Source organism: Paenibacillus sp. RC67 (assembly GCF_030020805.1).
Lineage (GTDB): Bacteria > Bacillota > Bacilli > Paenibacillales > NBRC-103111 > Paenibacillus_S.
Map to the genome: position 1 here is coordinate 4,291,400 of NZ_CP125098.1, position 13,456 is coordinate 4,304,855.

At 45.9% G+C, this 13,456-nt stretch carries 13 protein-coding genes; 2 read left to right on the plus strand and 11 right to left on the minus strand.

The annotated features are described in order from the left end of the window. Nucleotides 1–84: 84 nt before the first annotated feature. The 8 genes from QMA13_RS19465 to QMA13_RS19500 form a co-directional block, all read right to left on the minus strand. On the minus strand, nucleotides 85–1,614 hold the full coding sequence (locus QMA13_RS19465) for a response regulator transcription factor (RefSeq protein ID WP_282935416.1): 1,530 nt from the start codon (nucleotides 1,612–1,614) through the stop codon (nucleotides 85–87). Nucleotides 1,615–1,620: 6 nt separating this feature from the next. After that, complete coding sequence (locus QMA13_RS19470) at nucleotides 1,621–3,330, minus strand: sensor histidine kinase (RefSeq protein WP_282935417.1); 1,710 nt, start codon at nucleotides 3,328–3,330, stop codon at nucleotides 1,621–1,623. A 74-nt stretch (nucleotides 3,331–3,404) separates the two neighbouring features. After that, nucleotides 3,405–3,677: a hypothetical protein gene (locus QMA13_RS19475; RefSeq protein WP_282935418.1), complete on the minus strand. Its 273-nt coding sequence runs from the start codon at nucleotides 3,675–3,677 to the stop codon at nucleotides 3,405–3,407. A gap of 48 nt (nucleotides 3,678–3,725) precedes the next feature. Beyond that, nucleotides 3,726–4,514 carry a TIGR00266 family protein gene (locus QMA13_RS19480; RefSeq protein ID WP_282935419.1) on the minus strand — a complete coding sequence of 263 codons (789 nt, stop codon included), beginning with the start codon at nucleotides 4,512–4,514 and terminating at the stop codon, nucleotides 3,726–3,728. A gap of 58 nt (nucleotides 4,515–4,572) precedes the next feature. Then, nucleotides 4,573–5,061: an acyl-CoA thioesterase gene (locus tag QMA13_RS19485; RefSeq protein ID WP_282935420.1), complete on the minus strand. Its 489-nt coding sequence runs from the start codon at nucleotides 5,059–5,061 to the stop codon at nucleotides 4,573–4,575. Nucleotides 5,062–5,101: 40 nt separating this feature from the next. Further along, nucleotides 5,102–6,280 carry a formate-dependent phosphoribosylglycinamide formyltransferase gene (gene purT / locus QMA13_RS19490; protein WP_282935421.1) on the minus strand — a complete coding sequence of 393 codons (1,179 nt, stop codon included), beginning with the start codon at nucleotides 6,278–6,280 and terminating at the stop codon, nucleotides 5,102–5,104. Between the two features lie 54 nt (nucleotides 6,281–6,334). Continuing rightward, on the minus strand, nucleotides 6,335–8,257 hold the full coding sequence (locus QMA13_RS19495) for a nitric oxide reductase activation protein NorD (protein WP_282935422.1): 1,923 nt from the start codon (nucleotides 8,255–8,257) through the stop codon (nucleotides 6,335–6,337). A gap of 51 nt (nucleotides 8,258–8,308) precedes the next feature. After that, on the minus strand, nucleotides 8,309–9,214 hold the full coding sequence (locus tag QMA13_RS19500) for an AAA family ATPase (protein ID WP_282935423.1): 906 nt from the start codon (nucleotides 9,212–9,214) through the stop codon (nucleotides 8,309–8,311). 311 nt (nucleotides 9,215–9,525) lie between these two features. Between QMA13_RS19500 and QMA13_RS19505 the strand changes: the two genes are divergently transcribed. Together QMA13_RS19505 and QMA13_RS19510 are read left to right on the plus strand one after the other, a co-directional pair. Further along, the gene (locus tag QMA13_RS19505) at nucleotides 9,526–9,846 is read left to right on the plus strand and encodes a winged helix-turn-helix transcriptional regulator (protein ID WP_282935424.1); all 321 of its coding nucleotides are present in this window, start codon (nucleotides 9,526–9,528) and stop codon (nucleotides 9,844–9,846) included. Between the two features lie 319 nt (nucleotides 9,847–10,165). Further along, on the plus strand, nucleotides 10,166–10,849 hold the full coding sequence (locus QMA13_RS19510) for a response regulator transcription factor (protein WP_282935425.1): 684 nt from the start codon (nucleotides 10,166–10,168) through the stop codon (nucleotides 10,847–10,849). Nucleotides 10,850–10,911: 62 nt separating this feature from the next. On the opposite strand, the gene QMA13_RS19515 is transcribed toward QMA13_RS19510, so the two are convergent. From QMA13_RS19515 to QMA13_RS19525, 3 genes are all read right to left on the minus strand, one after another. After that, on the minus strand, nucleotides 10,912–11,640 hold the full coding sequence (locus tag QMA13_RS19515) for a YhcN/YlaJ family sporulation lipoprotein (RefSeq protein WP_282935426.1): 729 nt from the start codon (nucleotides 11,638–11,640) through the stop codon (nucleotides 10,912–10,914). 139 nt (nucleotides 11,641–11,779) lie between these two features. Beyond that, nucleotides 11,780–12,280, minus strand: a complete 501-nt coding sequence (locus tag QMA13_RS19520) for a hypothetical protein (protein WP_282935427.1) — start codon at nucleotides 12,278–12,280, stop codon at nucleotides 11,780–11,782. A 44-nt stretch (nucleotides 12,281–12,324) separates the two neighbouring features. Continuing rightward, complete coding sequence (locus tag QMA13_RS19525; protein WP_282935428.1) at nucleotides 12,325–13,398, minus strand: Gfo/Idh/MocA family protein; 1,074 nt, start codon at nucleotides 13,396–13,398, stop codon at nucleotides 12,325–12,327. Between the last annotated feature and the right edge of the window lie 58 nt (nucleotides 13,399–13,456).

The following is a 13,456-nucleotide window of genomic DNA, read 5'->3' on the forward strand; positions in this document are numbered from 1 at the left end:
CCCCTTTAATGAAAGCGTTCTCTATAATAAATGTAAACTTTTCCAGACAATAAAAATAGACACCAATTTGTTAGGAATTGGTGTCTATTTGTTCTGTTCTTCATACTCTTTAGGTGAACATCCGACAATTTTCTTAAATGTTTTGGCGAAAGTTTTAGGATCGATAAAACCAACAGCTTCCGCGATCTCATACACTTTTTGCTCGCTCTGGCGCAGCAGACGCTTGGCCTCCTGAATGCGGATATTGGTTAAGGTTTCAATTAATGATTCCCCCGTCTCCTTACTATACAAATCACTCAGGTAGCTGCGGCTTAATTTGACGTGTTCGGCAATATCCGAAGTACTGATCTGCAAATGATACTGCTGTCGCATAAAGCTCATTGCTTTCTGAACAAACGGATTGCGAGAGGTCAACTGCCCGTTGGAATGCAGCAAATTCGCTAGTTCTGATACAGCATCGATAAACCATGCACCTAATGATTGCATATCTAAACAAGATTGTACAGAGGACGACGAAACGTATTGCCGTTCGAATTGTTCGAGTTCAGCATCCGTTTGCTGTCGAGCAAACGCTGCCGCCAATCCTAGTAGCTCATATATGAAGCTGTACGTTTGATCCACAGAGGGACGATTTTGTTCGAGTTGAGCTGCAATTTGCTTTGACCAGTAGTTCATCGCCTCTTCGTTCATGCCGGAAATCGCTCGTAGAAGATTTTGCTTTTCTTCTACAGGAAGCATACCGTTCCGTTCAAGCGAACTCGGATCGATGGTAGACCATCGTGACAAACCCGAGGAATTTCCTTCATAGAAAAGACCGTGCCTGACCAGTTCGTGCTGCTGAATAAGCTCAAGCAATTGCTCCTCGTTATGAATATCCTTGATTTCAGTTACACAAAAGCTCTCACGACCCAAGCTGAACTGTTCAGTCAGCGTATCTTCTACTTGCTCTGCCCTGTTGGTTCCATTATGCTCATAGATCAACAAAGTCCGCTGCTCGTTCAAGCTAACATAGGCCAATGCATCTGGCCATTGCCAGCCCAATACCGACAAATGTGAATCCATTGTAAATTGGATCATACAGCTGGAAAGGACTCTTTCGGCTTGAAACCATTCTTGCTCCAAATCAGCATCCCACTGTCCACTAATCCAAACCTTTTGCAGCCTCATTCCCCACTGAGCTTGCTGAGACAGTTGAACCTGGCGTTGCAATTGTTCCCGATGTTCATTCTCCTTACGCTGCGCCATTAGAGCTTCCTTCGCTTCAACCAGAATTTCAGCCAACTGCTCAGGCTCCATCGTCGGCTTTAATATGTAGTCATGCGCACCTTGCTTCATGGCTTCTTTTACATAAGAAAAATCGTCCAAGCAGCTAAGCACTACTACTGCTGCATCCGCGTTAGCCTGCCGTAGACGTTTGACCAACTCCAGGCCATCCATTCTAGGCATCAAAATATCGGTTACGATCAGATCGATAGGCTCTCTCTGCAGGATTTCCCATGCGTCCAAGCCATCATAAGCTTCGCCGCCCCATTGAAGCCCATAGTCCTCCCAGCAAATCATCGTTTTAAGAACTTTTCGGACAATCGGCTCATCATCCACAATTAGAACTTTCATCACTATTTATCCTACCTCGCTTTGATGCACGGGCATAGTTAATCTTATAGTTGTACCTTGTTTGGGCTTGCTGTTGATATGCATACTGTATCCATCGCCATAATACAGCTTTATTTTCTCACGAATATGCCTGAGTCCGATGCCACTCATCCGCTCACGCATGGCTGTTGTTGAGGAATCGCCATCCTGGCTTCTTGGATCCATACCAACCCCGTCATCCTCGACCTGGCAGTACAAGATGTCGCGGGGTACATCCAACCATATCCGAATCCTAATTAGCCCTTCCTGCTTCCCAGGCTCGATACCATGAATGATGGCATTTTCGATAAGGGGCTGTAGGATCATTCGTGGAACAAGGCAGTTATTGGCCATCGGGTCCACTTCACATTGAAGACGTACCTGTTCTCCATATCGGAATGACTGAATCTCCATATAATCATGGATCAGGCCGACTTCCTCTCGAATCGTAATGAAGTCTCCCTTTTTCCCTAAGCTTGCTTGTAATAAACGAACCAGTGAAGTAACGACTTCCGCAATTTGAGGCGTCCGATGCATCTTCGCTACCCATTTAATTGTATTCAGAGTATTATACAAAAAATGTGGATTTAATTGGTATTGCAGCGCTTCCATTTCCGCTTCCTTTTTCAGCGATTCTTCCCTTTTTACCTGCTTAATAAGCTCTTCCAGCCGGTTCAGCATTTGATTGTAGCTCTCCCCAAGCTCGCTCCATTCACGGCTGCTCCTTCTCACCCAATAGGCTTTAAAATCCCCTAGCTCCGCTCTTTTCATCAAAGCGCGCAATTGCTGCATCGGTCTTGTAAAGTAATATCTAAATAAGAAAGCGCTTAGAACAGCGGCGATCAGCAGCATAAGAACAACGAACAACAGCGTTTGACGCACAGCTAGTCCCTGCGCTTTATTAACACTTTGCTGAGCTTCAATCCTCGAGATCCATACCGTTCCAGGCAGCTCCACTTTAAGCTGCGACCATATCGAGTCATCCTTCCAGAGGAGCTGTGAAGCTTCGGCCGTTTTCCACTCAGGCTCCTTGACATCCCCCTTTTGACTGGATGCCTTTCTCCCGTATATGACTGTCCCCTCGGAATCCATGAGTTCATTTCGAAGTAAAGGCCATTTCCCGTACACATCTTTCATGATCGCATCCATAGCAACCATCATTTGTATAGACCCTTTAACCACATTGGATTTACGGTCCACTAATGGTGCCATAAAGATGACCTGAGATGAGCTTGCGCTATCTTCTTCCATGTCTCTTTTTACAATCATCCGGTCCTGCTTTTGTAGCGGCAGACGTTGTGATTCAAGCATGGGTGAAGCGGCGTCCGAGTTCGTGCACAGTATGAACCGATTGTCGTTCAACGTTAAGCACATATCCGTTATATAAGGAAGCTGAGAGGTCTGTTGTTTAATCACTTGGTCGGCATATTCCCGAAGGGCGCGTTCTTCCACCGAGTCACGAGCAATTGCTCCCTCCGTCATCCTCTGCAGCACATTATCATTCCCGACATTCCGAGCCATACCATCGATTTGATTGAACGTCTGCTTCAGTCTCTGTAATGTCTGTTCGTGAAGCAAGCTGACCTGGCTCGACATCTCCGTCCTTTGATTTGTTGAGAAGTAATACGAGTAAAGCATCACCGTACCTGCCACGAACAAGCAGCATGTGACCATGATATACACTAAAATTCGAAGCATGCTCGATCCTCACCCGGTAGTACTTAAATTTGGAAAAAAACCCATGAGCCTGTAGCCCACGGGTTTAGTCTAAGTTACGGAGTACCTGCCAGCTGTAGCGCTTGCGCAGATAGTGTATCCTTGTAGCTCATCATGCAATTGCACAAAAAGTCTTTGCGGCAAATTGGGCAAGGCTCTTTTAACAAACGGTTAACATGAGTTACAAAAGCTTCCCCTGTAGCTGCGTCCTTCTCAAAAATAAGACGGCAGGATGTACGATCCTTCAAATTGACCACAATTTCAAACAATCCGTTTTTCGGGTTGTTGCTGACAATTTTGGCATCGACGACTTGTGGTTGATATGCCATTCTCTCAGCACCTCTCTATATGTAATGTATATTGAATAATAGCTTGTTTTACTTATTCCCGTCAAGTAGGTTGCCTATCCCACCGAGAATACTGCCTTCTTCTTTACGTCCTCCGGCTCGGGAAGCCGATACGATTCTGTCTGCCAGACGGCTGAATGGAAGAGATTGAATCCATACACGACCAGGTCCCTTGAGGGTTGCGAAGAATAATCCTTCTCCGCCGAAGACAGCCGTTTTGATTCCCTTAACAAATTCGATATCATAATCGACGTCTTGGGTCATGGCAACCAAACAACCAGTATCGACGCGAATTATTTCACCTGGAGATAGTACTTTCTCACATATAGCGCCGCCTGCATGGACGAACGCCATCCCGTCTCCCTCAATCTTCTGCATGATAAAGCCTTCTCCGCCAAAAAATCCGGCGCCCAGCTTGCGCTGCAGCTCGATTCCGATAGAGACTCCTTTGGCCGCGCATAAAAACGAATCCTTCTGACAAATGAGCTTGCCATCCAGCTGCGACAAATCCATCGGTAATATATGCCCAGGGTAAGGCGACGCAAAAGAAACCTTTTCCTTCTGATATCCGTGATTGGTAAACACAGTCATAAACAGGCTTTCCCCCGTTAACAACCGCTTCCCGGCACCGAAGAGCTTCCCTACAAAGCCTTTATTCTCGTCACTGCCATCGCCGAAAATGGTTTGCATTCGTATGCTGCCGTCCATCATCATTAAGGCTCCTGCTTCTGCAACGACACTTTCGCTCGGATCCAATTCAATCTCGACATACTGCATTTCCGAACCCATTATTTGATAGTCAATTTCATGAGCATTCATTGTGGCAATCCCTCCCATAACACTATACCATACCTTAGAGGGCGGCGCACCGGGACCATTATTGCAGATTCTTGTCGCGTTCTTCCTTACGTTTTTTTCTCGCTAGATAGCGTTCCTCCGCACTTGCAAATAAGCGGCGTTCCTCATCATTTTCCGGAACAACGGCCGGTACCGGCGTCGGTTTCCCTTGTTCGTCAAGTGCGACGAATGTTAAGAAGGAAGTAGCTGTCGTTTTACGTTCTCCGGTAAACAAATTTTCCGACTCCACCTTAACGTAGACCTCCATGGAGCTACGATGGGTCCAAGATACGAATGCTTCCAGCATGATAGCCTCTCCTACCTTAACAGGTGCCAAGAAATCTAGACTATCGCTCGAAGCCGTGACTACACCCCGCCTTGAATGACGCATGCTGGCTATTGTTGCAATCTTATCGATATAGCGCATCACTACACCACCAAACATCGTGCCGTGATAGTTCGTATCAGATGGAAAAATAATGTCTGTCATTGTAACCCTTGACATACTTGCCGGTTTTGCTTCACTCATAGCTGTTCCTCCAGACGTTGGCTAGTTGGAATTCGTTAAGTTAGTTGTAATTAAGCTTCAGCTTGCCTGCTGCTTCGGCTGCCAATTGGCGAGCTTCTTCAACATCATCAGCCGAACTCAACGCAACAGCCATCCGTCTGCCTACTTTCGTCTCTGGCTTGCCGAATACACGAACTTGGGTATTAGGTAGCATTAACGCTTCTTCAATGCCTTCAACCCTGAAAACCTGATGCTCTTCAGCAGCTTTTAACGTATGAGAAGCTCCTGGTGTCAGCAGACGGATCGTAGGGATTGGGAAACCAAGAATCGCGCGAACATGCAGGGCGAACTCGGACAAGTCCTGAGTAACCATGGTAACCATGCCTGTATCATGAGGTCTTGGCGATACTTCGCTGAAATAAACCTGATCTTTACCCAAGAACAGCTCAACCCCATAAATTCCTGTGCCGCCAAGTGCATCAGTGATCGTTTTGGCAATGTGCTGCGCTTGTGCAATCTGTTCATCATTCATTTGATGCGGCTGCCACGATTCAATATAGTCCCCATCCTTTTGCACGTGACCGATTGGAGCGCAGAAGGAGGTTCCCGATACAGAACGGACTGTTAATAACGTGATCTCCGATTCAAAATGAATAAACTGCTCTACGATCACTCTTCTTTTCTTAGCTCGTCCGCCTTCCATAGCATAGTTCCAGGAAGTCTCAATATCGTCTAAGGACTTACAAACGCTTTGACCTTTACCTGAAGAGCTCATAATCGGTTTAATAACACATGGTGTTCCGATTTTAGCAACAGCTGCCTTCAGTTCTTCCAAGCTGTCAGCAAATTCGAAATTTGCAGTAGGAAGCTTCAAGGTTTCCGCAGCCAATCTTCGAATCCCTTCACGGTCCATCGTTAGCCTAGCAGCCGTTGCTGTAGGTACAACTCGGAAGCCTTCCTGTTCCAGCTCCACAAGAACATCCGTTGCAATGGCTTCAATCTCTGGAACAATCAAATCCGGCTTTTCCTTCATAATTAGGTCGCGCAGCTGTGCCCCATCTAACATATTAATCACATAGGAACGGTGAGCAACCTGCATAGCCGGTGCATGGTCATAACGATCAACAGCAATGGTCTCCACTCCGAGTCTTTGCGCCTCGATAACAACTTCTTTTCCCAGTTCGCCTGAGCCAAGCAGCATCATTTTTCTAGCTTGTCCTGAATAAGGTGATCCGTACATCGTTATCCTTCCTCTCATCGACGAAATTCTTGCATCAGCATCCAATTTTTTTGATCATTTCAGTTGATTCAACAATAATTTGCGAAGCAGCGGTCCCAGTTGATCCGTAATTTCCGTCACATCCGGAACTAACACGCTGAATCTACCGTAAATGTTTCTCATGGTTTCCCGTTCGGTATCTTTGATCAAGCCGCTTCCCAAAAAGACGCTCACGACTTCGACACCCATCCTTCTCGCCTGCAGCACGGCTTCGCAAGTATCGACAATACCGTCCTCGTGGTAATCCGAAGCGGACGGTTCTCCATCCGAGAAAACGAGAAGTACCTTCTGCTTCTCCGATCGTTTCATCAATCTCTCCGAGGCAATCCGGATTGAGTAACCATCCCTATTATCCTGCTCGGCTTGAAGTTGGAGTAGTTTAGGTCCTACAAAATGATCAGTCATGCTGTGAGCAAAGTCTGTCACGACATGAAATATATTCGGGCTTTCCTTCTCCGTCACCGCATCAGCATCTTCCCAAAAACCGATAATTTCATGTGGAACACGTAGGGAACGAAGAGATTCATGGAATAAGGCGATTCCACGATGCGTCTGCTCCATTTTATCATACATAGAGGCAGAGCAATCGACGAGCAGGCAAAAAACGGCATCGACCTCAATCGATGGACTATTTTTCTTATAAAACAGCCTTGGAAGAGGTTCCCAAGCGGCGCGAACCAGTTTTTTTCCTAGTCTTCCTGATAGCAGCTCACTGCGCGGCGCGACCCTCTTCTGCTCCATCGTCATACGGATCGTTTTCTTAAGCTTGTTGACCATTGGCGTGATATCCCGAAGCACCTCTTCATATTGAACGACGGCCTCCGTATCAGGAGACTCAGCTACCCTGTAAACAGGGACTGCCTTTCGGTTTAATTGGCCGTAGGGGTCGCCTTTCCCTGCATTTCCGGTATCCAGCCGTTCCAGCGGCTGCGGTTTGGGCGGTTCCGGCTCATTGCGGCTCGCAGCTTGTGATGAGCCCTGAACGATTCCGAGAGCTTGATCTCCGCTATCCGCCTCTCTAACGTGATCGCTGATAAGACCGGTTTTGGAGCCCTGCTCAATATCGAATCGAAGCATGCTTTCATCTTGCTTTTCCGTTTCTCGATGCCAATTCGGCAATCTTTCTCCCTGCTCCGCCTTCTCTTCCTTCTTATCCATAGGAAGCACCGAATGATTATGGAGCTTCTTCTTACGCTTCAATTCGCCTATGTATTCCCAAGATAGTGGATCCTCCGTGCCGCTGTTCAGCTGCAGTGAGAAGTATTGAGCTCGAGAATCGCCTTCTAAGGGCTCGTACTGCTCGAGAAGCTCAATGACCCGTCTGCACTTCCGCGCGACATCAGCGGTGCCCTCCAGCGTGCTTAAACCGTCCAAAAGCTCTACTATAAGATCTTCATGCTCCGGTTTAAGCCATTCTGGGATCCATAGCTCCTGGTTATCGCCATGATTGAAGGCAGCCGCAAAGCCGCAGATCAAAGCGTCAGCTGCTTCTTTACGATTCAGATGGCTATCTCGCTTTGCTGAAAAATGCTTGCCTATGACGTTTTTACGCATATCAAAGCTGTTCTTTGTCCCTGGTCTATGCTTTGTACAGATCGTCATCAGTCTTGCTTCCTCGCACATGGCTAGCCATTGCCTGGCTAATTGCGGACGCTTCAACGTCTTCGTCCATTCCAAATAAGCGGCTATTACCTTGGAGTCTGTAAACCATGCGCTTCCAATAGATCGCAAGTACACATCGGTCTTCATCCCCATCAGCTTTGTTTGCTCAGGATAATAGCTCCAGAATTGACTGACTGCCATGATTTTATCCTTGCCATTGTATGAAGATAAATAAGATAATTCCAGCTGCATCTCTTCCCAGCCAGACAATGCTCTAGCCAAGTCTAGCAGCTGCATGCGAAGGAAAGCATCCACTTCATTTTCCAAAAACCGCATTCGGGCTCTCCTCCTCCTGGCTTATTGTCTGACCGTAAATCCACAGCAGCATCATCCAAAATAGGTCTCCGCTAAATTCATGACGAGCACCTGCTCCCTCTCATCGTCGAGCTTGTCTGCAATGGCCCGTTGAATCGCGCGAAGCGGCGAAATATAAGCTGCCAGATCACAGGTGTCCAACAATGCACGAACGGATGCCGCTTCGTCAGAAAGCTGCCCAGACCTGATTTGCTCCTGAAGATCAGCAGATAGCTTGACAAAGCGTTGAAGCAAATCTCCATCTGTTAAACAGGAACGCTCTCTTAGAAGCTCAAGAAGCTTATCTCCCTGTAAATATGGCACATCGATAACGACAAAACGATTTTTAAGCGCCTCATTCATAGGTACTGTACCGACATAACCGATATTCACAGCTGCGATAACGCCAAAGCCCTCTTTCGCATGAACCACTTCACCTGTAAAAGGATTCGTAATCGTCCTTCTATGATCTAGCACCCCATTGATCAACGGAAGCGTTTCTGGTTTCGCCATATTCACTTCGTCAATATAGAGCCAATGTCCCTGTGTCATCGCTTTAATGATAGGGCCAGGAATGAATTTCACCACGGATTGTCCTTGCTCTACTTCCAGCGTTTTAAATCCGATTAAGCCCTCCGCGTCCAAGTCTACAGAGCAATTAACTGCGTGAACGGGCTGTCCGAACAAATAAGACAAAGTTTCAGCGAGGCGCGTTTTTCCGGAACCGGTAGGCCCTTTTAACAATACATTTTTTCCTAGCGCCATAGAAACGAGGGCATCTTCAAGCAAATGCTCATTCGGTGGCTTGTACCCATCTTCACCGACGAGACTTTGCGATTCCGCATCTAGAGAATGGCGGAGAAACTCTCGCCGCTCCAATATTTTTTTTAATAATGGAGCCGGAAGCTTAGAGGTCGACCACGGTTCTGTTACAATCATGATATCTATCCTCTCATGAAGATCATTTATTACCTATCGTTGTTATACTTCACCCTGTGAAAATTTTCAACACCCCTTAAGAAAAACATTCGAAACTTTTAAGGACTCGACAGGCGTTAGTTAGGGGTTGTTCTCTTTTCCATGAGAAGGCATGCTAATTCTTTTATAAAAATGTATAATAACAGTAAATGATTACTGTAATAAATGCTCTCAGAGAGCCCAACTTGTTTTTTATCGCCACTTTTGGTTAAAAAGGCTTACTTTTATCAAGTAACTTATGTTAAACTATATATATGAAGGAGATGATATAAATGGCCGACCATGATCATCAGTTATGTCCCAAGTTTGAAGCGGCTTTTGAGTTGCTTGGAAAACGCTGGACAGGCTTAATTATTCAGTCACTGCTGAACGGCCCTCGACGTTTCAAAGACATCTCGGAAATGATTCCGGGAATGAGCGACAGGATGCTGGCTGAACGATTCAAAGAGCTAGAGGCGTCCGGCATTATTTACCGTCATGTGTATCCGGAGACACCGGTTCGTATCGAATACGAACTAACGGAAAAAGGCAAAGCGTTGCAACCCGTCATGGCCGCTGTACACCTTTGGGGTGAAAACTGGTTAAAAATATAAAATGCTCTATTGATTCCAATGGGCATTCCTCGGATATGGATGGTACACTTCACTCACAAGTACAAAACAGCTGCTCATCAAGTGTTTAGCTGACATGATAAAGGGGGTTCTTCTCTATCATGACATCCTTGATTGGCAGCTGATTTATTTGTGTTCAATAATTTGACACGATTGTTATGAGATCTGAAGCTTGTCCTGTCAAGGATTTTCAGTTAAAGTAAGAAACGATCTCCCGTATAAGTAAAACGATTTCATTTTATATATTACTTTTTTACGATTCAACTGCTTATCATATTTTTTTCATGCATAGGAGGAATTCATGGCTACCGTATTGCTGATTGAAGATGATCAAAGTATTGCGGATATGATTTCCATTTATTTGTCGGAAGAAGACTATACAGTACATATTGCGAGGGACGGTCAACAAGGGAACGAATTGTTCCGTACGACTAACCCCGATGTCGTTATCCTTGACGTTATGCTGCCGGATACGAACGGAATGGAGATCTGTCGGGAATTTCGGACGCAATCATCCGTACCTATAATGATGATATCCGCTAAAAGTGAAGTGTCCGAACGGGTAAAAGCACTTGTAATAGGTGCAGACGATTATTTATGCAAGCCCTTTAGCATGAGAGAATTAGCCGCTAGAACCGGCGCTTTGCTGCGCAGGTCTTCTATGAGCAAGACTTCTCCTGATTCTAAAATCTCCGAAACTCAAGCGATACGTGTAGATATCGACAAGAGATGCGTCTACTTACACGGCTCCGTTGTGGAAACGACCTATTCGGAATTTGAAATGATGAAGCATTTTTGGCTGCATCCCGGCAAAGTGTTTTCTAGAGAAGAGCTTTTAAATAAAATTCGCGGCATGGATGCCTTCGTAACCGAACGCTCTGTTGATGTTCATATTACAAATCTTCGCAAAAAAATGGAGAAAGACCCCAAGGAGCCCAAATACATCAAAACGGTTTGGGGTTTTGGATATAAGTTCGAGACCTAAATAAACTCCTGAACGGCATGCTGCCTTCTTTTTCAGCGTGCATGATTTCAGGAGTTTGTTTTTTATCTTCTCGTGCTGCTATCGGTTGGAAACACTCGCTGGGTCATTGTGTTAAATTCGTTCATATAGGTTGATAAATCCACTCCTTTTTGATACTCCGTAACATAGAAGCGGATTCTTTGAACAAAGTTAGGGTTAGCCGATACGAACACCCGCTGCAGCCTCGGCTCCATGGCAAGAACTTGGCCTTTGATTCGTGAAGCCATGGAGTGGCTCAACCCGCCCGGATCGGTCCAATTAATGCTTCCTACTCCCTTACCCGTTCCGAACAAACCTACTCCCCCCTTCGGGGTAACTGAATTTGCCATCATCTCGGGGTGGGCTTCGGCATCCACATTATGTCCATCCAATACGACAGCAACGTAAGCATTCGCCTCGGTTATAAGGATAGTGGCTTTATCAATTCCAGGCATTTGTTCGATATGATTTGATATCTCCGGAGCGAAGCGAAACGTTTTGGCCAAGTGATAGTTGGTCATGTCCAGCTGTTGAAATGCGCCAGGGTTATCTGGTTTGGGTCCCGGTTGAGAGTTCTCCCACTTTGGCTTAACGCCTAATGTGCTGTTCTCATTATTGAGACTGCTTCGGTCATATAAAGCGTGATGATCCTTAGATTCCAGACCAGCACCCAGTTCTTTATTCTTATTCTGATTACAGCCGGCCGCGAGCAGCAGGATACTTCCCACCAGACCAATCCTCCATGCGATAGAACGCATTTGCACGTAGCGCATGATTTCCCTCCTCATACTGTTCTCTTCATGGTTAGGATGAGTTATGAGCAGGAAAATATGCGCTTGATTCATGAGAAAACCTATTTTAAAGCACACTTGAAAGAAAAAAGGAGCGCTTAAGCGGCTCCTCATAAATCAATTAGTTGTTGTCGTCCTTGCCAAGAGTTCGGTCCAACTCCTCCAGCAGCTTGCGTACCGCTTCTTCCGTTCTTTCAGGGGACTGCTTGAAGCGCAGCAGTTGCTCTTGAAGGTTGGCTCCAATCTCGTCGCTTTCCACCTCTTGCTCCGTATAGGAAGGGTCGAACCATACATAATCTCCATCCGGTCCGTTACGTAAAAACGTTTTGTTCCAATGATCCGGATAAGTAAAAAATTGTTCTCCAAACACGAGTCCCAACACGTCATCACTATCAATCGGCATTAAATGATGAAAGATTTCTTCTCCATTGGTTTCAGGGCCAATTGCCGCAATCTGTTTATGAAGGTATGCATAATGCAAATAATGCTCCCCTGTCATTTTATCTTTGGCAACCTCGTACATTTCGAGATTATTATCGTCAGTTAATGATTTGACTGTCTCCAGACGTTCTTGCAGCCAATCTGAAGGGACTCGTCTCATATCGGTGAATGACATTACCATCGTTTTCTCACTCCCTATTGAAAACGTCTTTTGAATGATGTGTATTAGTTCCAATCCAGCGCAACGACTTGACCGGTACGCGACGATTCATATATCGCTTCCAAAACCAGATTATTGGTAAGACCTGATAAGCCGGAAGTTAAAGGTTCTTTGCCTTCGCGGATACATTCCAGAAAATGCCGGGTTAACCGTATACGCGAACCCTCATCTTGATTAGGCGCAACAAGTTCGACATCAGCCGTACGGTCATAAATTTCAGTGAACAGTTTCCCCTTGCCGCCGCGTAAAGAAGCTCCGCCTTCTGTGCCCATAACATAAATATACGGTTGGTTGTCCAGCATATCTGTATGAGCGGCCCAAGAAACATCCAAAGTCAATGTGCTTCCGTTATCCATCTTGATCAATGCGGTCGCCAAATCCTCTACATCGTAAGAGCCATTCCAGTCTGGTGTACCCCAGTTGCCGATCCCGCGACGTTTCGGTCCAAATTCGGAATACGTCGTTCCAAATACGGATACAGGCTTTACATTGCCCATGAAATGGAGGGATAAATCGAGCATGTGAACACCAATATCGATCAATGGGCCACCACCGGATTTAGCCATTTGGGTGAACCAAGTTCCCCAGCCTGGAATTCCTTTACGTCTCATCCAGCCCGTCTTAATATTATAAATATGTCCTAACGCACCTTTATCGATTTGCTCCTTCAGCTGCATGTTAATCGATTCCCACCTCATTTGATGAGCAATCATTAGCGTCTTGTTGGACTCGCGATGCGCTTTCATAATTTCTTTAGCAGTAGCTCCATTAAGGGCCATTGGCTTCTCTAGCAGCACGTGCTTGCCTGCTTTCAGTGCCTGAATAGTAATTTCAGCATGCATCTCGTTGGGAACGGCAACAATGACCGCATCGACAGCGGGATCCTGAAGCATTTGCTCATAGCTGCTGTAAACATTGGGAATTCCGTGCTCCTTAGCCCGTGTCTCCGCCATTGGCAAGTATACGTCCGTAACCCCAATAAGGGCTGCTTCTGTCATTTGTTTAATTCCACTCATATGGACGTTGCCGATATTACCGGCACCGATTACACCTATTTGAATTTTGCCGTTCAAACTCATTGCCGTTGTTCCTCCCATCACCTATATCAAACTGAACTTAAATATAACATATGCCGCA

Coding starts and splice junctions, on each gene's coding strand:
- QMA13_RS19465 (WP_282935416.1), bottom strand. CDS start 1,614: ATGAAAGTTCTAATTGTGGATGATGAGCCGATTGTCCGAAAAGTTCTT.
- purT (WP_282935421.1), bottom strand. CDS start 6,280: ATGTACGGATCACCTTATTCAGGACAAGCTAGAAAAATGATGCTGCTT.
- QMA13_RS19500 (WP_282935423.1), bottom strand. CDS start 9,214: ATGATTGTAACAGAACCGTGGTCGACCTCTAAGCTTCCGGCTCCATTA.
- QMA13_RS19525 (WP_282935428.1), bottom strand. CDS start 13,398: ATGAGTTTGAACGGCAAAATTCAAATAGGTGTAATCGGTGCCGGTAAT.
- QMA13_RS19510 (WP_282935425.1), top strand. CDS start 10,166: ATGGCTACCGTATTGCTGATTGAAGATGATCAAAGTATTGCGGATATG.
- QMA13_RS19520 (WP_282935427.1), bottom strand. CDS start 12,280: ATGGTAATGTCATTCACCGATATGAGACGAGTCCCTTCAGATTGGCTG.
- QMA13_RS19515 (WP_282935426.1), bottom strand. CDS start 11,640: ATGCGCTACGTGCAAATGCGTTCTATCGCATGGAGGATTGGTCTGGTG.
- QMA13_RS19475 (WP_282935418.1), bottom strand. CDS start 3,677: ATGGCATATCAACCACAAGTCGTCGATGCCAAAATTGTCAGCAACAAC.
- QMA13_RS19480 (WP_282935419.1), bottom strand. CDS start 4,514: ATGAATGCTCATGAAATTGACTATCAAATAATGGGTTCGGAAATGCAG.
- QMA13_RS19505 (WP_282935424.1), top strand. CDS start 9,526: ATGGCCGACCATGATCATCAGTTATGTCCCAAGTTTGAAGCGGCTTTT.
- QMA13_RS19485 (WP_282935420.1), bottom strand. CDS start 5,061: ATGAGTGAAGCAAAACCGGCAAGTATGTCAAGGGTTACAATGACAGAC.
- QMA13_RS19495 (WP_282935422.1), bottom strand. CDS start 8,257: ATGCGGTTTTTGGAAAATGAAGTGGATGCTTTCCTTCGCATGCAGCTG.
- QMA13_RS19470 (WP_282935417.1), bottom strand. CDS start 3,330: ATGCTTCGAATTTTAGTGTATATCATGGTCACATGCTGCTTGTTCGTG.